Origin of the sequence: Allobosea sp. LjRoot90 (assembly GCF_964254315.1) — a bacterium.
Lineage (GTDB): Bacteria > Pseudomonadota > Alphaproteobacteria > Rhizobiales > Beijerinckiaceae > Allobosea.
The window spans coordinates 236,533-258,801 of the sequence record NZ_CAXUTF020000004.1 but is presented as its reverse complement, the minus strand read 5'-3'; the positions used below and the strand labels follow the sequence as shown (position 1 = coordinate 258,801).

21 protein-coding genes, 1 tRNA gene and 1 riboswitch are annotated in these 22,269 nt (G+C 67.0%); of the genes, 10 read left to right on the top strand and 12 right to left on the bottom strand.

What is annotated here, in order from left to right:
• Positions 1 to 136 precede the first annotated feature (136 nt).
• The 4 genes from ACSQ3M_RS16650 (at position 137) to ACSQ3M_RS16635 (ending at position 2,525) form a co-directional block, all read left to right on the top strand.
• The gene (locus ACSQ3M_RS16650; RefSeq protein WP_436151190.1) at positions 137 to 1,339 is read left to right on the top strand and encodes a divergent polysaccharide deacetylase family protein; all 1,203 of its coding nucleotides are present in this window, start codon (positions 137 to 139) and stop codon (positions 1,337 to 1,339) included.
• Entirely contained in the window at positions 1,336 to 1,839 is a 504-nt protein-coding gene (locus tag ACSQ3M_RS16645) for an RNA pyrophosphohydrolase (RefSeq protein WP_436151189.1), read from the top strand. Before ACSQ3M_RS16650 ends, ACSQ3M_RS16645 begins: the two co-directional genes overlap by 4 nt.
• A gap of 62 nt (positions 1,840 to 1,901) precedes the next feature.
• Positions 1,902 to 2,309, top strand: coding sequence for a phosphoribosyl-ATP diphosphatase (gene hisE, locus ACSQ3M_RS16640; RefSeq protein ID WP_436151188.1), 408 nt, complete (start codon positions 1,902 to 1,904; stop codon positions 2,307 to 2,309).
• A gap of 139 nt (positions 2,310 to 2,448) precedes the next feature.
• Positions 2,449 to 2,525 (top strand) — tRNA-Arg (locus ACSQ3M_RS16635).
• A gap of 166 nt (positions 2,526 to 2,691) precedes the next feature.
• On the opposite strand, the gene ACSQ3M_RS16630 is transcribed toward ACSQ3M_RS16635, so the two are convergent.
• From ACSQ3M_RS16630 to ACSQ3M_RS16585, 10 genes are all read right to left on the bottom strand, one after another.
• Positions 2,692 to 3,348, bottom strand: coding sequence for a class I SAM-dependent methyltransferase (locus tag ACSQ3M_RS16630; protein ID WP_436151187.1), 657 nt, complete (start codon positions 3,346 to 3,348; stop codon positions 2,692 to 2,694).
• Positions 3,345 to 4,124, bottom strand: coding sequence for an ABC transporter ATP-binding protein (locus tag ACSQ3M_RS16625; protein WP_436151186.1), 780 nt, complete (start codon positions 4,122 to 4,124; stop codon positions 3,345 to 3,347). Before ACSQ3M_RS16625 ends, ACSQ3M_RS16630 begins: the two co-directional genes overlap by 4 nt.
• Positions 4,125 to 4,134: 10 nt before the next feature.
• The gene (locus ACSQ3M_RS16620; RefSeq protein WP_436151185.1) at positions 4,135 to 5,178 is read right to left on the bottom strand and encodes a FecCD family ABC transporter permease; all 1,044 of its coding nucleotides are present in this window, start codon (positions 5,176 to 5,178) and stop codon (positions 4,135 to 4,137) included.
• Positions 5,175 to 6,185 (bottom strand): ABC transporter substrate-binding protein, encoded by a 1,011-nt coding sequence (locus ACSQ3M_RS16615; protein ID WP_436151538.1) that lies wholly within the window; start codon positions 6,183 to 6,185, stop codon positions 5,175 to 5,177. The genes ACSQ3M_RS16620 and ACSQ3M_RS16615 overlap by 4 nt, the downstream gene beginning before the upstream one ends.
• 241 nt (positions 6,186 to 6,426) lie before the next feature.
• Positions 6,427 to 6,637: riboswitch (cobalamin riboswitch) on the bottom strand.
• Between the two features lie 29 nt (positions 6,638 to 6,666).
• Positions 6,667 to 7,851, bottom strand: a complete 1,185-nt coding sequence (locus ACSQ3M_RS16610; protein ID WP_436151184.1) for a mandelate racemase/muconate lactonizing enzyme family protein — start codon at positions 7,849 to 7,851, stop codon at positions 6,667 to 6,669.
• Positions 7,852 to 7,856: 5 nt separating this feature from the next.
• Entirely contained in the window at positions 7,857 to 9,344 is a 1,488-nt protein-coding gene (locus tag ACSQ3M_RS16605) for a M81 family metallopeptidase (protein WP_436151183.1), read from the bottom strand.
• 16 nt (positions 9,345 to 9,360) lie between these two features.
• On the bottom strand, positions 9,361 to 10,212 hold the full coding sequence (locus ACSQ3M_RS16600) for an ABC transporter permease (RefSeq protein WP_436151182.1): 852 nt from the start codon (positions 10,210 to 10,212) through the stop codon (positions 9,361 to 9,363).
• The gene (locus tag ACSQ3M_RS16595; protein WP_436151181.1) at positions 10,209 to 11,153 is read right to left on the bottom strand and encodes an ABC transporter permease; all 945 of its coding nucleotides are present in this window, start codon (positions 11,151 to 11,153) and stop codon (positions 10,209 to 10,211) included. Before ACSQ3M_RS16595 ends, ACSQ3M_RS16600 begins: the two co-directional genes overlap by 4 nt.
• A gap of 88 nt (positions 11,154 to 11,241) precedes the next feature.
• The gene (locus ACSQ3M_RS16590) at positions 11,242 to 12,780 is read right to left on the bottom strand and encodes an ABC transporter substrate-binding protein (RefSeq protein WP_436151180.1); all 1,539 of its coding nucleotides are present in this window, start codon (positions 12,778 to 12,780) and stop codon (positions 11,242 to 11,244) included.
• 41 nt (positions 12,781 to 12,821) lie between these two features.
• Positions 12,822 to 13,853, bottom strand: a complete 1,032-nt coding sequence (locus ACSQ3M_RS16585) for a succinylglutamate desuccinylase/aspartoacylase family protein (protein ID WP_436151179.1) — start codon at positions 13,851 to 13,853, stop codon at positions 12,822 to 12,824.
• Positions 13,854 to 13,981: 128 nt separating this feature from the next.
• Here ACSQ3M_RS16585 and ACSQ3M_RS16580 point away from each other — a divergent pair, with 128 nt between their 5' ends.
• Together ACSQ3M_RS16580 and ACSQ3M_RS16575 are read left to right on the top strand one after the other, a co-directional pair.
• Positions 13,982 to 14,686 (top strand): GntR family transcriptional regulator, encoded by a 705-nt coding sequence (locus ACSQ3M_RS16580; RefSeq protein ID WP_436151178.1) that lies wholly within the window; start codon positions 13,982 to 13,984, stop codon positions 14,684 to 14,686.
• Positions 14,683 to 15,882 carry a mandelate racemase/muconate lactonizing enzyme family protein gene (locus tag ACSQ3M_RS16575; protein WP_436151177.1) on the top strand — a complete coding sequence of 400 codons (1,200 nt, stop codon included), beginning with the start codon at positions 14,683 to 14,685 and terminating at the stop codon, positions 15,880 to 15,882. Before ACSQ3M_RS16580 ends, ACSQ3M_RS16575 begins: the two co-directional genes overlap by 4 nt.
• A 118-nt stretch (positions 15,883 to 16,000) precedes the next feature.
• Here the strand turns inward: ACSQ3M_RS16575 and ACSQ3M_RS16570 are convergent, their stop codons facing one another.
• Together ACSQ3M_RS16570 and ACSQ3M_RS16565 are read right to left on the bottom strand one after the other, a co-directional pair.
• Positions 16,001 to 16,924: a MurR/RpiR family transcriptional regulator gene (locus ACSQ3M_RS16570; RefSeq protein ID WP_436151176.1), complete on the bottom strand. Its 924-nt coding sequence runs from the start codon at positions 16,922 to 16,924 to the stop codon at positions 16,001 to 16,003.
• Complete coding sequence (locus tag ACSQ3M_RS16565; protein WP_436151175.1) at positions 16,921 to 17,679, bottom strand: HAD-IIA family hydrolase; 759 nt, start codon at positions 17,677 to 17,679, stop codon at positions 16,921 to 16,923. Before ACSQ3M_RS16565 ends, ACSQ3M_RS16570 begins: the two co-directional genes overlap by 4 nt.
• A gap of 173 nt (positions 17,680 to 17,852) precedes the next feature.
• Here ACSQ3M_RS16565 and ACSQ3M_RS16560 point away from each other — a divergent pair, with 173 nt between their 5' ends.
• The 4 genes from ACSQ3M_RS16560 to ACSQ3M_RS16545 all read left to right on the top strand — a co-directional run bounded on the left by ACSQ3M_RS16560 (position 17,853) and on the right by ACSQ3M_RS16545 (position 22,268).
• Positions 17,853 to 18,776: an ABC transporter permease gene (locus ACSQ3M_RS16560; protein ID WP_436151174.1), complete on the top strand. Its 924-nt coding sequence runs from the start codon at positions 17,853 to 17,855 to the stop codon at positions 18,774 to 18,776.
• 6 nt (positions 18,777 to 18,782) lie between these two features.
• Positions 18,783 to 19,685 (top strand): ABC transporter permease, encoded by a 903-nt coding sequence (locus ACSQ3M_RS16555; protein ID WP_436151173.1) that lies wholly within the window; start codon positions 18,783 to 18,785, stop codon positions 19,683 to 19,685.
• 49 nt (positions 19,686 to 19,734) lie between these two features.
• Complete coding sequence (locus ACSQ3M_RS16550) at positions 19,735 to 21,300, top strand: ABC transporter substrate-binding protein (protein ID WP_436151172.1); 1,566 nt, start codon at positions 19,735 to 19,737, stop codon at positions 21,298 to 21,300.
• A 68-nt stretch (positions 21,301 to 21,368) separates the two neighbouring features.
• Positions 21,369 to 22,268 carry a metallophosphoesterase family protein gene (locus tag ACSQ3M_RS16545; protein ID WP_436151171.1) on the top strand — a complete coding sequence of 300 codons (900 nt, stop codon included), beginning with the start codon at positions 21,369 to 21,371 and terminating at the stop codon, positions 22,266 to 22,268.
• Position 22,269 lies beyond the last annotated feature (1 nt).

Genomic DNA, 22,269 nt, shown 5'->3' with positions numbered 1-22,269 from the left:
ACTCGGCACTTGTGCAACGGCCGCAGGAGATTGTTTTCCCTGCGGCCGATTGGCGATTGATTCCCGCCCGAATCATCCGACTCTAGCGATGCGAACTGATTCGCATGCGTGATGACGTCGAAGAGGACGGCGCTTCTTGGTTGGATTGCCGCTCAGCGAACTCGACCAGCCGCTCGGGCAGGCGAAGCGTGCGCGCGCGGCTTGGCCCTATGGGCGCTGGCTCTGGCGCGGCCTGAGCAGTGCTCTGGCCGTCACTTTCGCCGGTCTTGCCCTCTACGCGGTGCTGAAGCGCGATCCCGTCGGTGGCGAGCCGATCGCGACCGCCATGATCCGCCCCGCGGCTCCCGATATCGCCAAGGCCCCACTTCAGCCCGCCATAGCTGAGGAAAGACGCGGCCCCGCCAGCGCCAGCCAGCTCGAAACCGAATCCGGCGTCACCGTCGTTCGGCCGGGTGCCGACGCCCCCGGCGCGATCATCATCACCGTGCCCGACGATGGCGCTATCAAGCTCGCGCCGGCACCAGATAAACGACTCATCGAACGCACCCGCCATGGCCTGCTGCCGAAGATCGGCCCCGACGGCGCGACGCCGATGCAGGTCTATGCCCGCCCGCTCGGCCCCGCTCCCGCCAGCAAGCCAGCCGGCCGAATCGCGATCCTCGTCGGCGGCCTCGGCATCAGCCAGAGCTCGACAAGCGAGGCGATCGCGCGCCTGCCGGGAGCCGTCTCGCTCGCCTTTGCCCCCTATGGCGCCGAGCTGGAGAAAACCGTTCAGCGGGCGCGCAGCGAGGGCCACGAGGTCTTCCTGCAGGTACCGATGGAGCCGTTCGACTACCCCGACAACGATCCGGGGCCGCATACTCTGCTCACCGGGCCGAAGGGCAGCGATAATCTCGACCGGCTGCAATGGGTGCTCGGCCGCGTCACCGGCTATGTCGGCATCGTCAACTTCCTCGGCGGTCGCCTGACGGCCGACGATACGGCGCTGACGCCTCTGCTGCGCGAGCTCGCCGGACGCGGACTGATGGTCGTCGACGATGGCTCCTCGCCGCGCAGCCTGCTCGCATCGGCAGCGACGAAGGCCCAGATTCCAGCACTCAAGGCCGACCTCGCCCTCGACGCCGTCCCGCGCGCCGAGGCGATCGACAAGGAATTGCAGCGGCTGGAGACGCTTGCCCGCGACCAGGGCGCAGTCGTCGCCATCGCCAGCGCCCTGCCGGTCACCGTCGAGCGCATCACCCGCTGGGCCCGTACGCTCGAGGGCAAGAACCTGGTCATCGTCCCGGTCAGCGCCGCCCGCGGCTTCCGCAACCCTTCGACCACCGGCTCGCTGCGATGATGAAACCTCCCGCCGGCTACCGCCCCTGTGTCGGCCTTGCCCTGTTCAACCCGGCCGGCCTCGTCTTCATCGGACGCCGCGCCAACCGCAGCCAGCGCGAGCATGTCGCGCCGGGCCATGAATGGCAGATGCCGCAAGGCGGCATCGATGCCGGCGAACAGCCGATCGAGGCCGCCTACCGCGAGTTGCGCGAGGAGACCAATGTCTCGTCCGTCTCGCTGCTCGCCGAGGCGCCTGACTGGCTGAGCTACGACCTGCCGCGCGAGATCGGCAAGGAGGCCTGGCGCGGCCGCTATCGCGGCCAGTCGCAGAAATGGTTCGCCTTCCGCTTCGAAGGCGACGAGAACGAAATCAACATTCTCGCTCCGGCTGGCGGCCACAAGGCGGAATTCGATGCCTGGCGCTGGACCGAGCTGGCGCAGACGCCGGAGCTGATCATCCCGTTCAAGCGCGATGTCTACCGCGAGGTCGCGCGCCTGTTCGCAGGGCTAACGCCGTGAGCGCCCGGCGCAGAAGGCGGGACCGTCACGAAACCCTTACATGGCGGCCCGATTCTGCTGCGATGACCGATTCGGTGCAGAAGCTCTACGCCGCCGTCCTTTCCGCCCGCGCCCGTGATCCGGCCAGATCCCGAACCGCCAAGCTGATCCGCGAAGGCGTGCCGAAAATGGCCAAGAAGCTCGGCGAGGAAGCGGTCGAGGTCGGCATCGAGGCGGTGCAGAACAATCGCCCGGCGGTCGTCCGCGAAAGCGCCGACCTTGTCTATAATCTCGTCGTGCTGTGGAGCGAGCTCGGCATCACACCGGGCGAGGTCTGGCGCGAGATGGATCGGCGCGAGGAGCTTTACGGCATCGCCGAGAAGCTGCCGAAATCCCGGCATGGCGGCCAGCCGCCGGTCGGCGAGACAAGCAAGGACGGGACACAGCGCGAAGCCCCACATCCGCTCCTGCTCCATGGCAAGCACCGCTGACGGCTTCTTGGCAGCCGCTAGGTCCGGGCTCCGAGAGAAAGCGAACGAAGCGGATAGAACGGGGCTTGCCAAGCGCGGCGCGAGCCTTTAAGTCGGCTTTCGTCAGCCCCGGCGGCCTTTAAAACCGCTCTGCTGTCACGCGCCCGTAGCTCAGCTGGATAGAGCATCAGACTACGAATCTGAGGGTCAGAGGTTCGAATCCTTTCGGGCGCGCCATTACCTAGCTCGGTTTAGAGCACAGTGTTTCCAGGACATTGCCGGACAGAATGGAACCGAAGCCTAGCGGCTCCGGTTGCGATCTTGTTCGTGCTCTGGATGGCTTCGTTCACCCCGTCTTGAGCAGAAACCGCAAGCTTCCCGCCGCCGAGGATCGCCGGCTGCTTCAGCCCTTTCGCGCCGTCAGCACGAACATCGGCACGTCGCCGGGATAGGGCGACGCCGGAAAGAGATGCTGCCAGCTCCGCGCAGGTCCGAAGCCCGCTTCGCTCAGCATCGCCCGCGCCTCGTCCTCGGTCAGCCCGTCATGGCGCGGCAGGCTGGCGGCCAGCGTGTCGGGGTAGGTCGAGCGATATTGCGCCGCGACCGACCAGAGCCCATCCGAGACGAGCACCAGACCACCCTGGCGCAGGATCAGATGAGCCTTGCGCAGCGCCGCCATCGGCTCGGGAAGCGTCCAGAGCACATTGCGCAGCGTCACGATATCGGCGGATTCCGGCGCGAACGTCGCCTCCTCGATCAGGGCCTGTTCGAAGGTGACCTCGAGCCCGGACGCCTCGGCGGCTTGCCGGGCCGCGGCGAGCATGCCCGCCGAGCCATCGCAGGCGCGCACGCGATGCCCTAGCGAGGCGGCGATGAGCGCACAGGCGCCAGTGCCAGTGCCGAGATCGACCACATCCTTCGTGCCTTGGGTCTCGAAGGCGGCTGCAAGAACGTCGCGCCAGAGCGAAGCCTGCGCGATGTGGGAGGCCACCCCATCGAATGCCGGTGCGCGCCGGGTCCAGTAGTCGGAAACCTGGGCCTGTGCCTCAGCTGCTTTCATGACCGCCTCCGCTCCGTCTCGACCAGATATTCGATGTGCCGGCGCCCCGACGCCCCCTCGCGGATCGAGACCGCGACGCCAAAGATGCGCTGGATCGCTTCGGCTGTCAGAACCTCGTCCGGGGGCCCTGCCGCTTGCAGCCGCCCCTCATGTAGCAGCGCGATCTCGTCGCAGAACATCGCCGCGAGGTTGAGATCGTGCAGCGCCATGATGCAGGTGATGCCGAGGCGGCGGACCAGCCCCAGGATCGAGAGCTGATGCTGGATGTCGAGGTGGTTGGTCGGCTCGTCCAGGATGAGCTCGCTCGGTTCCTGTGCCAACGCCCGCGCAATATGGACCCGCTGGCGCTCGCCACCCGAAAGCGTGTGCCAGAACTGGTCGTGCCGCTCCGTGAGGCCGACCCTTGCCAGCGCCTCGTTCACCGCCGCCTCGTCGGCGTCGTTCCATGAAGCGAGCGCGGCGCGATGCGGCGTGCGGCCGAGGCGGACGACATCGCAGACGGAAAGCTGGATCTCGGTCGTCGCCTGCTGTTCGACGAAGGCGAGGCGACGGGCGAGCTCGCGTCGCGCCACGGCGGCAATGTCGCGTCCATCGAGCATGACGACGCCGCTCGCGACATTGCGCAGTCGGCAGAGCAGCCGCAAGAGGCTCGATTTGCCCGAGCCATTCGGACCGATCAGGCCGAGCACCCGTCCGGGAGCAGCCTGCAGCGTCACCCCGTCGATGATCATCCGGCCGGCGGCACCCCACCGCGCCTCGCGGGTCGCGAGCGTCATGCCGGCTGCCTCATGTGGGTCTCCTGGCGCGATAGAGGATCAGGGCGAAGACCGGCGCACCGAACAGCGCGGTCACCACGCCGATCGGCAGGATCTGCTGCGGGATCAGGATTCGGGACAGGATGTCGGCAAGGATCATGAAGATCGCACCGATGACGAGGCAGGCCGGCAACAAACGGGCATGGCCTGAGCCGACGAGGAAACGGGCGGCATGGGGAATGATCAGCCCGACAAAGCCGACCGTGCCGACGATTGAGACCATCACCGCGGTCATCACCGCGGTCGTGGCCAAGAGGACGACCTTCACCCTGATAACCGCAACACCGAGCGAGGCCGCGGCATCGACGCCGAAGGCGAAGGCGTCGAGCACCTTGGCGTGCAGCATGCAGATGAAAAAGCCGGTGAAGGCGACCGGGGCCGCGATCCAAAGGTCGGGCCAGCGTACGCCACCGAAATTCCCCAGGAGCCAGAACATCACGCCGCGCGCCTGCTCGGCGCTGGCCAGCGTAGTCACGATCGTCGCGGTGGCCGCGTTGAAGAGTTGCGAGGTGGCGACGCCGGCGAGGATGACGCGATCGCTGGCCCCGCCAGCACCCGTCGCCAGCAGCGCGACCACGGCAAGCGCGGCGCAGGAGCCAATGAAGGCGCCGGCGGAGACCGTCAGCGCCGTGCCGCCAATGCCGACGCCGAGGATCAGCACCGCGACGGCGCCGGTCGAGGCGCCGGCCGAGATGCCGAGAACATAGGGCTCCGCCAGCGGATTGCGCAGCAGTGCCTGCAGGATCGCGCCCGAGAGCGCGAGAGCCCCGCCACACAAGCCCGCCATCAGCGCCCGGCTCAGGCGATAATCGAAGATCACGCCCTGCTGGATCGCGCTCACCGGGAAATCGAGGTCGAACAAACCGTTGCCGAGCGCCCGCAGCGCCGTCTCCAGCGGGATGCGCATCTCGCCGATCGTCACCGCCAGCGCCACCGAGAAGGTGAGCGCGGCGAGAGAAGCCAGCGCGATGGCGATCCGCGCCGGCCAGTTGGGGCCGTGGACGGCGTGGCTCAAGGAGAAAGGCCGAAGCCGGCGATCGCCTTGGCGAGAGTCTCGATGCCATCAACCGTGTCGAGACCGGCGCGGGTCGCGCCGACATCCAGGATGACGACGCGGTTGTTCTTCACCGCATCGAGCTTACTGGCGACGGGGTCGGTCTTCAGGAAGTCGAGCTTCTTCTCGATATCGTCAGCCGGAAAGCGGCGGCGATCCATCTTCACCGTGACGATCACCGCGGGGTTGGCGGCGGCGATGCTCTCCCAGCCGACCAGCGGCCATTCCTCATTGGTGCTGATGACGTTGCGGGCGCCGAGCTTCGACAGGATATAGGCGGGCACGCCGTTCCTGCCGGCCATGAAGCCGTCGCCCTTGATGTCCTTGCTGGAGAACCAGACGACGACCGGCACGTCCTTGGCCTTGACGTTCGCCACCGCCTGGACCGCCTTGTCCTCGCGTGCCTTGAGCTCGACAACGAGCGTCTCGGCCCGGTCGGCGACGTCGAAGATCTGCCCGAACTCGCGGATGTTGCGATAGACCAGCTCCATCGTGAACATCTGGGTGCGCACGCCATCGCCGGCGCCGGAATTGTCCTTGCCGACGCAATCGGTCGGCGAGACGTAAGTCGGGACCTTGACCTTCGCGAACTGGTCGCGCTTGCCGACGATGCCGTTGGGCCCGACATGCCATTCGAACATCGCGGTGACGAGATCCGGCTCCTGCGCCAGCACCGCCTCGAAGCTCGGATCATTGTCTGCGAGGCGCTTCACCTTGGCGTTGGTGGCCTCATAAGGCTTGGCGACCGGCGAGAACCAGACGGCAGTGCCGACGACACGGTCGCCGAGGCCGAGCGCGTAGAGAATCTCCGTCTGCGTCTGGCCAATCGCGACGACGCGCTTGGGCGGCGCACTGAAGGTCACGCTCTCGCGGCAGTTCTCCAATGTCAGCGGATACTGCGTCGGCGCGGCTGAGGCTGCGCCCGCGAGCAAAGTGCCGAGAAGCGCCGCGGCGGGCCATTGCAGCAGGCGGGCGAATTGACGCGCAGTCGGCACGGGACGAACCTCAAATGTAACAATGTTGCATTTCTGATAGAGTGGACGGCACGCAGCCGTCAAGCTCTGCGCGGTCGCGCGCATGGCGGTCGCCATGGACATGGACTTCATCGCTCCCCGAGATGACGGATGGGAGCTGCGCAGGGGATGTGGACAGATGGCGGGCTCGGACGACCGCCACCGATGCACACCTCCGGGACACCCCGCCCGAAAGACGTCTTCGACGATCGGGGCAGGTCTCCTGGCTCGCGGGTCGACGCTGGCTCCGCCCGGCCTTCCCGGCGCAAGGAGCGCCAGTGGACGATGGACGGAGGGCTCGCCGCTTACAGTTGCGGGGGCAGCCTCGGCTTTGGCGCAAGCGCGCCTCACCGAATTCCCTCTTAGCTCCGGAAGCAACCCGGAGAACCTCGATCACGGCTACCCTATAAGGCGGGACCGCGCCGTCAAGCGCCGCTCAGAGACTGGGCGTGCTGTAGAGCCGCTTGCCCTGGACCGAGATTTCGACGTCCTGGAGGTAGCCTTGCAGCGCCGTGGTCGCGACCTCGATGCCGAGGCCGGGCGCATCCGGCGCCGCGACCTGCCCCTGCGCATCGCGCTCCAGATGGTTGGCGGAGATCGCCGTGGCGAGCGGCTTCGGCATCGCCGGGTATTCGCAGATCTCGTGATCGGCGAGCCCCGCATAAGGCTGCAGCGAGGCCGAGAGGGCGAGATGCGAGGTGAAGGTGTGATTGACGAAGGTCACGCCTTTCGCCACCGCATAATCGGCCACCGCCTTCGACGGGCCAATGCCGCCGATCCGGCCGCAATCGATCTGGACATAGCCGATGGCGCCATAGTCGATGAGCTGCTTGGCCATGGATTCGTTATGGGCGCCCTCGCCACCAGCCAGGCGCACCTTTGGGCTGCGCCTGGCGAGCGCGCCATAGGCTTCGAGAGCACTGGCGTGGAAGGGCTCCTCGAACCAACGGACATCCGCCTTTTCCATCGCCGGCAAGCGGGCGGCCGCGCGCTCCACGTCCTCGATGAAGATCTGGCCGGTATCGACCAAAAGGATTCCATCCGCTCCGAGCCCTTCCCGAGCCGCGACGAAATGCTCGGCATCAGCCTCGACGCTGCCGCGGCCGATCGGTCCCCAGCCGAACTTGGCGGCACGGAAATTCCGCTTCCTGGCATCCCGCGCACGCTCCAGCGTCTCCTGCGGCGTGTCGCCGAACAGAACGGACGCATAAGGCGTCTTGGGATGGCTCTGGCGATAGCCGAGCAGGCGCCAGACCGGCTCGGAGCGCAGCTTTCCGAGGATGTCCCATAAGGCCATCTCGACGCCGGAGAAGGTATGCGGCGCCTGCAACAGGTCCATCGAGTTGTAGGCGACCGCCGCGGCGATGCGGGCGATGTCCTCCGGGCCATCCAGTGCCTGGCCGAGGACGGAATCGGCGACGGGCCGGCAGACCCCATGCGACATCGGGCAGATGAAGGCGGCGATCGAGGGCAGCGGCGCCGCCTCGCATTCGCCCCAGCCGACATGGCCGCCGGCGGCGACACGCACCAAGAGCGCGTCTTGGCTGCCATCAGCTTCGTCGGTGACGACGGGCATGGCGAGGTAGAAGAAATCGACAGCCTCGATCCTGGGCACGAGCATGGTCCTCACAGTTCGTAGATCGTCGCGCGCGGCGCGAAGGTGACGTTGTCGTCGAGCGGATAGACGGGGCGGGCGCAGATGCGGTGGCCGAGCGTCCTGAGGTTCGCCGAGGTCGCACCGAGCGCGTCGACGTTGAAATTGCGCGCGCACCACTGGTCGAACATGTGGAATTCGGTGTGGGGCGATTTCACCACGATCAGGTCGAAATCCTCCGGATCGAGCCCGTTGGCGTAATACATCGCCCGGTCGAACAGGCTGACCGAGTGGCTCATCACCACGACGGTGACATTGTCGTAGGTGAGCACCGCGGTCGGGCCGGCCCGGAGCGGCGCCTTCATCGTCTCGAGCGAGGCTTCGCCATCCGAGAGCAATTTGACCGTCGCCGTCACCTGCATCGCTGGGAACCGGGCCGGATCGATCGAGCCGCCAAGCGTCAGCGATAACTTCGCGCCGACACCGGCCGCATGTGCCGCAGCCGCGGCCGGCGCATCGACGATCTGGGCCAGTACCCGCTTGCCGTAGCTGGCCTCACGCAACGCGGCGAGGATCGCATTGCTGTCGCCCGAGGCGCCCGAGGAGGTCGCATCGGCGGCGTCGGTGAAGATCACCGGCCCGTCGATGCTGCGCGCCTGGGCGATGGCGCGCCCCAACGGCACGAGCTTGCCCTGCATGCGGAAGCGCAACGGCCAGAACTCCTGCGCCAGTCTCGTCGCCTCGCGCTCGGCGGCCGCCGGGTCGCCATCGGTGAGGATCAGGACCTGCGAGCACAGCTCCGGCACGTCGGTGAAGGGATTGCCGATCATGATGCCGGCCGCGAGCGCCCGCCCCTCTTCCTCGAGCCGGCGGCATTCGGCAAGCAATTCGCCATAGCAGCCGGTCTTGGTGATGAGCTCGTCGCCACGGACCAGTGCCGGAATGACGACGCGGGCTGCGACCGGCCTGACGTCGCCAGCCATCAGCTTCAGCAGCAATTCAGCTGCGCGCCGCCCGGTATCGGCGAAGTCGACATGCGGATAGGTCCAGTAGATGGCAAAGCCGTCGACCTGGCGCAGCATGCGGTCGGTCAGGATGCCGTGCAGGTCGAGCGAGATGACGATCGGCATCTCCGGCCCGACGCGCTCGCGCAGCTTCTCCAGCAGGTAGCCTTCCGGATCGAGCTCGCCATCGGCGCCCATTGCGCCGTGCAGCGAGACATAGATGCCGTCGATGCCATCGAGTTTGGCGAAGATCGCGGCCAGCACCTCCTCGGAGAGCCTCTTCCAGCCTTCCGCCGAGAGCAGGCCGGCGCTGCCGGCGCGCGCACAGATCGTCGGCACGACCGCGATGTCGGGCTGCGCCTCGAAGACCGCGAGCGCCCCGCCGAGCTCCTGGTTATTGCCGCGCTGCTCGTAGAGCCCCTCGCCATGGCGGATCAGGAAGTTGTCGTATTGCGACGGCAGCGGGTTGAAGGACGAGATCTCCTGTTTGCAGTCGGCGATCAGGATGCGTTTCATCGCAGGCTCCGGCAGGTCAGAATTTCAGGCGGGGGTCGAGTACGTCGCGCAGGCCGTCACCGAGCAGGTTGAGGCCGAGCACGCAGACGATGATCGCGAGGCCCGGGAACACCGTGATCCACGGCGCTTCGCGCATGAAATCGCGGCCCTGGGCAATGATCGAGCCGAAGGAGGCGGCCGGCGGCGGCGGCCCGGCGCCGACAAAGGAGAGCGCCGCCTCGGCCAGCACCGCGATGGCAAAGACATAGGTCAGCCGCACGATCAGCGGCCCGGCCGCATTGCGCAGCACATGTTTGAACAGGATGGTCAGTTCGCCGGCGCCGATCGAACGCGCGGCAGAGACATAGTCCAGCTCGCGCTCCAGCAGCACCGAGGCGCGCACGATCCGGGCGGTGTGCGGCGTCGTGGCGATGGCGAGCGCGATCACGACATTGGTGAGGGAGGCGCCGAGCACGGCCGAAACCACCATGGCGAGCACGATCGAGGGGAACGCCATCAGCGCGTCCATCACCCGCATGATCGGCTGGTCGAGGCGTGGGAAGAAGCCGGCGACCGCGCCGCTCAGCGTGCCGGCGATGCCGGCGAGAATGGCGGTGAGCGCACCGATGGCGAGCGAGATGCGGGCCCCGATCATTACGCGCGAGAGGATGTCGCGGCCGAAATGGTCGGTGCCGAACCAATGGACGACATCCGGCGCCACCAGCCTGGCGCGGACATTGCTGCGCAGCGGATCGAAGGGCGAGAGCAGGCCGGCAGCGAGCGCGACCAGCACCATGGCGAGCACGAGCACGCCCCCGATCATGAAGGAGCGATGGCGCAGCAGGCGCTGCCAGGCGGCGCGACCGACGAGCGGTTGGCCGGCGCTCATGCCAGTCTCACCCGCGGATCGACGACGGCGTAGAGGACGTCGACGACGAGATTGATCGAGAGATAGACGACGGCGAGGAACAAAAGCCCGCCTTGGAGCACCGGAAAATCGCGTGCAGCGATGGCACCGACGATCAGGCGACCGATCCCCGGGATCGAGAAGACCTGCTCGACGATGACGGCCCCGCCGAGCAGCGCGCCGGAGACGATGCCGATCACCGTCAGGATCGGGATCAGGGCATTGGGCAGAGCGTGCCGCAGCACGACACGCAGCTTCGCCAGCCCCTTGGCGTCGGCGGTGCGGACATAATCCTGCCCGAGCGTGTCGAGCATCGAGGCGCGCGCCATCCGGGCGATGAAACCGACCTGGACGAGCCCGAGCGTCAACGCCGGCAGGATCATGCAGCGCAGCCACTCACTGGGCGATTGCGTGAAGGCGGTGAAGCCGCCGCTCGGCAGCCAGCCGAGCGACACCGCGAAGACCAGGACCATCACCAGGCCGAGCCAGAAATCGGGAACCGACAGACCGAACAGCGCCGCCGTCATCACCGCCTGGTCGGGCCAGCGATTATGGTTGACCGCGGCGACGAGGCCGGCCGTGACGCCGACCACCACCGCGAAGGCGAGCGCGAGCGCCGCCAGCGCCAGCGTCACCGGCAGGCGCTCGATCAGGGCTGCGCTGACCGAGCGGTTGAGCAGGATCGACTGGCCGAGATCGCCGCTCAGAATCCGCCCGTACCATCCGATCATCTGCTGCGGCAGCGACAGGTCGAGCCCGAGCGCGCGGCGCAGCGTGGCGATCTGCGCCGGTGTGGCCGAGGCGTCGAGAAAGGCCGCCGCCGGATCGCCCGGCACCAGCCAGATCAACGCGAAGGACATCAGCGATACCAGCGCGAGCACGACGAAGGCGCCCGCCAGACGGCGGATCAGGAAGCTACCCATGCCGCTCCTCAATCAACGAAGTGACGGCAGCCGCCGCCGGCACAGCCTGCGGGACTTGATCCCGCAGGTGGAGTTCAGCCGCTCGAGCTCACGGCTCTAGCCAGACGCCCCACATCCGGGGAATGCGATAGGGCTTGAAGTTCTTGAGCTTGGCCGTGGAGGCCTGGAAGATCCCGTAATTGCCGGCCTTCATGGCAACGGCGGCGTCATACATATGCTTCTGGAAGGCATCGTAGAGCGCCTTGCGCTTGCTCTCGTCCAGCTCGGCATTGAAGGCAGCCGCGATGCGGTCGATCTCCGGGTCCTTGGCCTGCTGCGAAAGCCCGTTCACCCAGGGCGCCATCACCGAGCCCGGCCCCTCATAGGGCTCGATGCCGAAGCCATGCGTCCAGAAGGTCCAGTTCGTCGGCGTGAAGCCCATCTTGGAAACGGTCGGCCAATCGGACACGGCGATGTCGACCTCGATGCCGATCTCCTTGAGCTTCTGCTGAACCACTGTCGCGGTGTCGACATTGGCGCGCAGGTTGTCGACGATGAAGGTGACCTTGCCGCCCTTGTAGGAGGACTTGCCGAGCAGCTCCTTGGCGAGCTTCAGGTCGGCCTTGTTGTATTTGTCGCTGCCAGTCGCCGAGTGGAAGGCCGCGCCGGGATAGAGCCAGCTCGGGTCCATCTGGTAGATGTCGGCATAGGAGATCGCCATGATCTCCTCCATGTCGAGCGCCGCCTGCACGGCAAGGCGGAAGTTGACGTCGTTGGCCGGCGGCTGCGCCTGGTTGAACTTGATCACCTGCAGGCCGAACGGCATCACCTTATGGATGGTGAAGCGTGCGTCGCTGCCGAGCCGCTTGGCCGTCGGCCCGTCGACGGTTTCGTTGAACTGGATCTGACCGGCTTCGAGCGCCGCTGTGCGGGCGCCGCCCTCGGGCATGAAGCGGAAGATCACGCTGTCGAGGAAGGCCTCCTTCTTGCCAGCGAACCCGTCGCGGCCGGTGCCCTTCGGATTGGGCGCGTAGCCGTCATAGCGAGTGAGCTTCACATGGCTGTCCGGCTTGTACTCGACGAACTTGTAGGGACCGGTGCCGATGATCTCAATCTTGCCGGCTTCCTTGGCGGCCTCGCTCGCCGGATAGATCGCGATCGGCGCCCGCGGCGACGAGAGATTGTCGAGGAAGGTCGACTGGGCCTGCTTCAGCGTGACCGTGACCTCATGCTCGCCGCTCGCCTTGACCGTATCGATGGCGGCGACGAGCGCGGGCGACGCGCCGATCTTGCGATAGCGTTCGAGCGAGGCGACGACATCGGCGGCGTCGAGCTTCTTGCCGTTGTGGAAGGTCACGTCCTTGCGGATCGGGAAGACATAGCTCTTGCCATCCGGCGAGATGGCGACGCCCTCGGCCAGCTCCGGCACCGGCTTGGCGTTCTCGTCGCGGGCATAGAGCGTCTCGAAGATGTGCAGCGTGACGTTGCGCGACGCCTGCGCCGAGGTGATCTGGGCATCGAGCGAGGGCGGCGCCTGGCTGATGCCGATCGTGACCTCGCCGCCCTTGCGCTGGGCCAGTGCTCCTTGAGCCCCTCCCAGGGCGATGGCAGCGATAACAGCTGCTTTGAGAATCAGGTGCTTTGCCATGTTCTTATCCCCTCCGGATTGATGGTCAGGCACGAAGACAGTCAGGCCGCGGCGCGTAGCGCGTCGTAATCCTCCATCAGCACGGCCACGGCATCGCCGCGCTGCACGCGGCCGGGTCCCGCCGACATCCACAGCACCCCGTCGCGGCGATAGCGCACCTCCAGCGGCGCGCGGTCGATGTCCTCGACGAAATGCAGGTATCCGGCGAGCTCGCCGGTGCGGCAGGTATCGCCGACGACGTTGCGCGGCTCGAACAGACCGCCCGCAGGCGCGAAGGAATAGCCGGCTGAATCCCGCACCATCATATGGCGCGTCCCGGGAGAGCCGTCGCGCTGGCGCGTCTCCGGCTCGCCCTCCATCAGCCCGAAATGCTTGAGGATATTGGTCAGGGCCCGGTCGGCGATGCGCACGCCCTCGACATTGACGCGCCCCCAGCCGCCGAGCTCGGTGCCGAGCGAGAGGATGCCGCGCCGCTCGACCGATGAGGTCAGCGTCGCGCCCTCGTCGACGCCCCAGAATACGACGTTGTAGGGCGCGCCGAAGGCCGCGGCCGCCGCCATGGTGCGCTCGCGCAGGGCGGTATCCGCGACATAATGCATGTTGGTGGACAGGGCAGAGTCGCCCGAGTGGCCAGCCGTATGTAGATCGACCGAGATATCGACGAGCGGCAGCAGCATCTCGTCGACGAAATGAGCCAGCATTTCCGAGAAGGTGCCCTTCGGATTACCGGGAAAGCAGCGGTTCATGTCGCGGTTGTCGACCGGCGAGAGCCGCGTGTCGTTCATCACCGCCGGGATGTTGAGCGCCGGGATCATGATGACCCGGCCCTGAATCGAAGCCGGGTCGAGACTGCGGGCGAGCCGGGAGATGGCGATCGGGCCTTCGTACTCGTCGCCATGGACGCCGCCGGTGAACAGGATGGTCGGGCCGCTGCCGTTCTTCACGCTGACGACCGGGATCTCGACGACGCCCCAGCCGGAGGTGTTGCGGGAGAGCGGCGCACGCAGATAGCCGGCCTGACGGCCGCTCGCTTCGAAATCGATCTCGCAGCGAACCCGGCTTGTGGACGACATCGAGAACCCCTCCTTGTTCTTGTTATCGTATGATTGTATACGATCATACGACATGTCAAGCGAGAGAGAGTTGCATGCCGGAGGCGGACGAACGTATGGGAGCGACCGAGGCGGCGGCAGCGCATCGGATGGGAAGCCCTGCCCCGGACTGGCAGCCGCTCCAGCCGCAGACCCTCGTCGACCACACCATCGAAGCGATCATCGCCGGTGGGGCGGCGGGGCTGATCCTGCCGGGCGATCGCATCGTCGAGGTCGAGCTCGCCCGCAAGCTGGGCGTCAGCCGTGTGCCGGTGCGGGAGGCGTTACGCCTGCTGGAGAGCCAGGGCGTCGTCGTCAGCGAGGCCTATAAGGGCATCAGGCTGCGCCCCGTCACCAATGAACGCGTCTCCGACCTGATCGAGGCGCGCATCGCGCTCGAGGCCAGTGCGACCGCCCGCGCCGTCGCCGCCGGGCGCAATCGCGGCAGCCATCTCGACGAACTGCGCAGCGCCGTCTCCGAGATGGAGCTGATGGCGGCACGCGGCAGCGCCTATGGCGTCGCGGTTGCCGACACGCGCTTCCACCGCGCGCTCTGCCGGCTCGGCGGCAACAGCGTCACCCTCGACCTGTGGGAGACGCTGGCGCCGCAATGCACGATCATTTTCGGCCTCGCCACCTTCGGCAAGCCGATGGCCGGCGTCGTCGAGGAACACGTCGATCTCCTCGCCGTCTTCGAGGCCGGCGACATCGCGGCGATCGAGCGCACGCTCGACGAGCACATCACCGTGATGAACCACGCGATGGACTACGAGGCCATCGTCGCCAAGCGCCGCAGGGAAAGGGACGCACAGTGAACGATCAGGCTCTTCCGCAGACACGCACGGCCAGTCGGCCGGCAGCGTTGCCGCCGTTCAGGATAACCCGCATCGAGGCCGCCCCGCTTTTCGGCGAGAGCCCGAAGGGCGGCTGGTCCGCCGAGATCCGGCCCGAGGATTCGATCCATGCCCTGATCGCGGTGCACACCGACCAGGGCGTCACCGGCTATGGCAGCGTCTTCACCGACGGACGCCTCGTTCAGGCCGGGCTCAAGGTGCTGGAGCCGCTCTTTCTAGGCGCGGATGCGCTCTCGCCCGACTTCGTCAGCGAGAAGCTGCACCAGAACACCTTCTGGATGGGCCGTGGCGGCACCCTGACGCACACGATCAGCGGCATCGACATCGCGCTCTGGGACATTCTCGGCCAGGCCACCGGCCTCAGCGTCGGCCGATTGCTCGGCGGCCGCTATCGCGAGCGCGTCCAGCCCTATTGCTCGCTGCTGATGGAAGAGCCCGACGCGATGCGGGACGTCGTCGCGAGCTATCGCGACAAGGGTTTCACCGCCTTCAAGATCGGCTGGGGCCCGTTCGGCCGGGCCCTCGACACCAAGCTCGACGAGGCGATCGTGCGCGCCGCACGCGAAGCGGCCGGCGAGCGCTCCAAGCTCTTCGTCGATGCCGGTGCCAGCGATGCGCTCTGGCCGCACGGGCTGAAATGGGCCAAGCGCACCGCCGAGATGCTCGCGGACTACGATGTCGGCTGGTTCGAGGAGCCGGTCCGGCCGGACGCGATCGACGACTACCGTGAGCTCCGCCGCTCGTCGCCGGTCCCGATCGCCGGCTGCGAGGTCCTGACAAGGCGCCAGAGCTTCATCCCCTGGCTGACAACCGGCGCCGTCGACATCGTCCAGCCTGATGTCACCAAGGTCGGCGGCATCTCGGAGCAGCGCCGCATCGCCTGGATGGCCTATGACCTCGGCATCAGATATGTCGGCCATGGCTGGAACACGGCGCTCGGCCTCGCCGCCGACCTGCAGATGGCGACCGCCTTCCCCGATGCCGATCTCGTCGAGTTCATCGGCGGCAGCCCCTATGTCGACGGCATCCTCGCGAGGCCCTTCGACCTCGACGCGGAGGGCTGGCTGACGATCCCCGACCTGCCGGGCCTCGGCGTCACCATCGATCGCAACAAGCTCGCCAAATACACGCCGAACCCAGGAGCGCTCTTCGCCTGACGTGCAGAGCCTGCGGCTAGAGCATTTTCGAGCGAAGTGGGTACCGGTTCGCGTGAAGAAAATGCGATAAAACAAAGATCTAGAGCTTTTCCGCGATTCGGAGAAACGCGGAAGTGCTCTAGAACCGCTTGGTCGAAAGCACGTCGAAGGTCCGCCCGATCGTCGCCACCGCCTTATCGTAATCGGCCAGCGACAGGCAGGCGATCAGGGCGTCGATGACGGCGAGCTGCGCGATGCGGCTCGTCATCGCCTCGGTGCGGAACTGGGTCTCGCGCGCCATGGTGTTCAAGACGATGTCGGCATAGGCGAGCAGCGGTGACTTGCCAAAATTCGTGATGCAGATCGTAGTCGCCCCGGCCTCTCGGGCGAGCCTGGTCGCGGTGACGGTCTCATGCGTCGAGCCCGAATGCGAGATCGTGATTGTCGCGACATCCGGCCCGGTCAGCGCGGCGCTGATTGCCTGAACGTGCGAATCGACCACGACCTTGGATTCGACGCCGATGCGCAGCAGGCGGTAATTGGCGTCCTCCGCGATCGGGGCGGCACTGCCGATGCCGTAGAGCTCGACGCGGCGCGCCCCACGGATCGCGGCGACCGCGCGCTCCATCGCCGCCCGATCGAGCACCTTCATGGTGTCGTGCAGCGCCTGCAGGTCGCTGCCGAAGATCTTCTCGATCACGGTGCCGGTGTCGTCGGTGCGGGCGAGATCCTCATGGATGAACTGCACCGGCTGCACGAGGTCGCGAGCCAGCGCGATCTTGACCTGCTGGAAGCCGCGCGCGCCGATCTGCCGGCAAAGCGAGATCACGCTGCCTTCGCTGGCCTCCGCCCGCTCGGCCACCTCCGTCACCGACATGTGCACGACTTCGGCCGCATGGGCGAGGAAGACGTCGGCGATGCGAGCTGCCGTGGGAGGCAGCGTCGGGCGCAGCGCCGTCAGCCGCTCGATCACGCCATCGAAGCCGTCATGTCCGCCATTGCGCGCCCGCTCGGGGTTTTCCGTCATGGCGTCGGTATCCGGCTTGCGTTGAGAGGTGGTCATGCCGGCAAGGCGATCACGCCTTCCTCCCGCGGGCAAGTCGTCTCGACATACCCTTGCGGGAAAACCCCACCGGCGACCTCGACATAACGCAGGCCGAAGCGGCGGGCTCCCTCGCCATCGGTTCTGGGATTGTCGCCGAGCATCGCGACCATCCGTTTCGGCAGGTCGAGCAAGGCGAGCCCGGCGGCGAACAAAGTCGGCTCCGGCTTGCCGACGAGGCGATAACTCACCGGGCCGGTGCAGGCGAGGAGCGCGGCTAGCAGCGCTCCAGTTTCCGGCACGACCGCATCGTCAGGGCCCGGATGCACGAGGTCCGGGTTGGCAACGACGAGCTCGGCTCCCGCCCGCACGGCATTGGCGGCGAGCGCCAGCCGCGCATGGCTGAAGCGCCGGTCGCGGCCGAGAAAAACGATATCGGGCCGCGTCCGGACCGGCACGAGGCCGCAGTCGCGCGCATGGCGCACCAGGGCGTCGCTCGCCAGCACGAGTACGCGCGCTCCGGGCCGGCGCGTAGCGATCTCGTCGAGCGCGACTGTTCCCGCCAGCACGATACGGCTCGCCGGGACGTCGAGCCCCATCCGCCGCAGGCGGCTCGCCAGTTCCGCCGGCGTGTGCTCGGCATCATTCGAGACCACGACGAAGCGGCCGGCGCAGGCGTCGAGAAAGGCGCCGGCACCGGGCATCGCCCGGCCACCGCAGATCAATGTGCCGTCGAGATCGATCAGCCAGCCACGAATATCGTCCGCTGCGTGCACCGCTAACTCCGCGTCGAAGTCGGGCATGCATGAACTGAGATTGTCTCAGTGTCAAACTTGATGTTGAATGAGTTATATTCATAACTCTGTCATGGAAGGCTGCCAGAAGGCTCGGGTCTCGGCTGGCCCAACCGGCCGCGTGGCGACATCCGCAGCCCGTCCCAGAGGACGCCATGCTCGCATTCCTAGGCAGCCGTCTCCTGCGCATGACCATCACCCTCTGGGCGATCATCACCGCCGTCTTCCTGGCGACGCGGCTGACCGGCAATCCGATCGACTTCCTGATGCCGGAGGGTCTCGATGCCGTTTCGCGGGCCGAGATGATCGCCTATTGGGGCCTCGACCGCCCGATCGCCGAGCAATACCTGCTGTTCTGGAAGTCCCTGCTCTCAGGCGATTTCGGGCTCGGCCTGATGGAGCGGCGGCCGGTCGCGGTGATCTTCGGCGAACGGCTCTGGCAGAGCGCTTCCCTGCTGCTTGCGACGCTCGCACTGACCATCGCGGTCGGCGTGCCGCTCGGCATTCTCGCCGCGCTCTGGCGCGGGCAACCGCGCGGCCAGGGCGTGCTCTTCGTCGCCTTCCTGGGTTACGCGGTCCCGAACTTCGTCCTCGCCATCCTGTTGCTGCTCGTCTTCTCCTACACCCTGCACTGGCTGCCGAGCGCCGGCTCCGCCACCGCGCTCCACTATCTGATGCCGACCGTCGCGCTCGCCGCCTATTTCGTCGCGGCGCTCACCCGCTACACTCGCAACGCCATGCTCGACGTCCTCTCCGAGGACTATATGCGCACCGCCCGCGCCAAGGGCCTGTCCGAGCGCGCCATCATCCTGCGGCACGGGCTGCGCAATGCCTTGATCCCGGTGATCACCGTGCTCGGCCTGCAGATCACCACGCTCGTCTCGGGTGCCGTCGTGGTCGAGACCGTCTTCGCCTGGAACGGGGTCGGCGACCTGCTGGTCGGCGCGACGCTGCGCCGCGACTATCCGGTGCTGCAGTTCGGCGTCCTCGTCGTCGCCAGCACCGTCATCCTCGTCAATTTCGCGATCGACCTTGCCTATGCCGCGTCCGATCCGCGCGTGCGCCTCGTCGGAGCCTGACCCGCCATGACCGAGATCGCAGGCGCCAAGCTGATGCTCCCGCCACGCCGGCTGCCGCGCGTGAAGCTCCCATCGCTAGGCGGAGCCAACATGCTGGTCACGGCAGCGGCGCTGCTCGGACTGCTGCTGCTCGCGCTCGCCGTACTCGCGCCGCTGGTCTCGCCGTTCGAGCCCGATCAGCAGCGGCTCTTGGCGCGGCTGAAGCCTCCTATCGGCAGCACCGGCTCCAACCCGCTCTATTGGCTCGGCACCGACCAGCTCGGCCGCGATCTGCTGTCGCGTTGTCTTTATGGCCTGCGCCTGACACTCGCGCTCGCGCTGTTCGGCAGCCTGCTCGGCCTTGCCATCGGCGCGGCACTCGGCCTCGCCGCGGGGCTGCTGCGGGGCTGGGCCGATGCGCTGATCATGGGCCTCGTCGACATCATGATGTCGCTGCCCTTCACGCTGGTCGCGCTCTTCGTGGTGGCGCTCGCCGGCACTGACGTCACCGTGCTGATCTGCGTCCTCGGTATCGCCTACTGGGCGCATTTCGCGAGGTTGATCCGGGCCCAGGTGCTGAGCTTGCGCGAGATGCCTTTCGTCGAGGCCGCCCGGGCTGCCGGCGCCGGTCCCTGGCGCATTGCCACCGTCCATATGATCCCGAACCTGATCTCGCCGGTCGTGGTCATGGCGAGCCTCAACTTCTCGAACCTGATCCTGCTGGAATCGGCGCTCTCCTTCCTCGGCCTTGGCGTGCAGCCGCCGACCGCGACGCTCGGCTCGATGGTCGGTCAGGGCCGAGACTACATGGCCTCCGCGCCCTGGATCGTCGCCATCCCCGCCCTCTTCATCGTCCTCGTCAGCCTCGTCGCCATGCTGCTCGGGGATGCGCTGCGCGACCGCCTCGACCCGCGCCTGCGCGGGCGCTGACTACCTACTCGCCGTTCATGCCGTTCACCCGAACAAGGGACAGACAATCATGCGCAAGACCTTGAAGACACTGACGCTCGCCGCGCTCTCGGCGACCGCTCTCATCAGCCTCGCCCAAGCGCAGGAATTGAAGGTCGGCGTCCAGAACATGGCGCCCTGGCTCGACCCCGGCCGCGATTTCTCGAATGTCGGCTCGCAGTTCTATTTCAACGCCTTCGACCCGCTGATCGGCAAGGATGCCACCCGCGCCGAAAGCGTCTGGCAGCCGGGCATCGCAACGAGCTGGACGCAGGTCTCGCCGACGGTGATCGAGCTCAAGATCCGCCAGGGCGTAAAATTCCACAATGGCGACCCGATGACGGTCGAGGACGTCGTCTTCTCCTTCGACCGGATCATCAACGCGACCTTCCCGCCCTATGGCATCCGCAAGCGCGACACGCTGCCGAACATGGCCAAGGTCGAGGCCGTCGATGGCGAGACGGTGCGCGTCACCGCGACCAGGCCCGAGCCGCTGTTCGAGACGCTGCTCAACGTCCAGCAGGGCATGATCGTGCCAAAGAAGTACGTGATGGCCCTGACCGGCGATCCGAACGTCGCCGAAGCCTCCGATTTCGAGGCCTTCGCGCTGAAGCCTGTCGGCACCGGTCCCTACAAGATCGCCGAATTCGTGCCGAACCAGCGCCTCGTCTATGAGCGCTTCGACGGCTTCTGGGGCGAGAAGGCCCCGTTCCAGAAGGTCACCGTGACCCGCATCCCCGAGCTTTCGGGGCGCCTGACCGCGCTCAAGAACAGCGAGGTCGATCTCATCACCAACGTCCCGCCGGACCAGCTCGAGCCGATCGCCGCCGATCCGAAGCTCAAGGTCGAGGGCATGCAGACGCCGCTCTTCCACGTCGTCATCTTCAACACCCAGAACCCGAAGATGGCCAATCCCAAGCTGCGCCAGGCGCTCTCCTACGCCATCGACCGCAAGACGCTCAACGAGGCGCTCTGGTTCGGCAAGGCCAAGGTGCCGACCTCGCACACATTCGCGCAGTTCGGCCCGCTCTACATGCCCGAGCTCGCCACCTTCGAGTACGACCCGGCCAAAGCCAAGGCGCTGCTCAAGGAAGCCGGCTATGACGGCACGCCGATCCGCTACGACATCCAGGCCGCCTACTACACCAACGGCCTGCTCGCGGCGCAGGCGATCCAGGAGATGTGGGGCGCCGTCGGCGTCAAGATGCAGCTCAACGTCACCGAGCAGTGGACCGGCTCCGACCCGACCATGATGGCGCGCGGCTGGTCGAACCCGATGTATTTCCCCGATCCCGCCGGCGCGTTCGGCATCATGTGGGCGCCGACCGGCAACTCCGCCTCGGAAGGCCGCTTCAAGGCCGACGACGCTTACATCGCCCTCTGGGACAAGTTCCGCTACTCGACCGACCTCGCCGAACGCAAGCAGGCCTATGCCGCGCTGATGCAGGCGATCAAGAACGACCCGCCGGTGCTGCCGCTCTATCAGCCCTTTGAATCATACGGCATGAAGCGCTCGCTCGCCTGGCGGCCGCTGCAGGGGCACATCCCCTATGTGCTCGATTTCCGCGCCGGCCGCGTGACGCTCGCCGCACGCTGATGTCCCCGCGAGAGCCGGCATCGCCGGCTCTCGCCCCTATTCTCCGATCCTGCTCGACGAGCCCCGCCATGACCCGACCCCTCCGCCTCGCCTTCGTCGCCGATATCCATCACGGCGAGAACAGCTTCACCAAGGTCGGCAGCGCAGCCCTGCCGCTGATGGGCGAATTCCGCCGCTTCGTCGCCGAGACCAGGCCCGACGCCGTGATCGATCTCGGCGACCGCATCTCCGATGTCGACCACGCCACCGACCTCAGGTTGGAGCGCGAGGTCGCGGAGGCCTTCGCGCCGATCACGGCACCGCGCTTCCATCTCTGCGGCAATCACGACCGCGACCATCTCAGCGTCGCCGAGAACGAGGAGATCCTCGGCCAACCGCTCGGCCATCGCACCGTCGATCTCGGTGACTGGCGCCTCGTGCTCTGGGCTGCGGATTCGCGCATTCACCGGCCGGGCGGCTTCGTGCTGCGCGAGGCCGATCTGATCTGGCTCGCCGCGACGATCGAGGCGGCTGACCGCCCGCTCGTGGTGATGAGCCATGTTCCCGTCTCCGGCCATGGCCAGACCGGCAATTATTACTTCGAGCGCAATCCGGCCTCCTCGACCTATCCCGGCGCCGAGCGCGTCCGCGCCGTGCTCGCCCGGGCGAAGGTGCCGATGGTCTGCATCGCTGGCCATGTCCACTGGAACACGCTGACCACCGTCGACGCCATCCCGCATCTGACCCTGCAGTCACTGACCGAGAGCTTTACCACCCTGCCGGGACCGGCCGGCGCCTTTGCCCTGCTCGAGCTGGGCGAGACGATCGCCTGGACCGTGCACGGCCAGGATCCCTTCACCGCCCGGATTGACACCAAGCAGACGCTCCGGCGCTGGATGACGCCGCTCCAGCCCTTCGACGAGCATCCCGAATTGCGGCAGAAGAGGCTCGCCTCGGCAGCTTTATTGAGCGCGTCGGCGACGGCCTGAA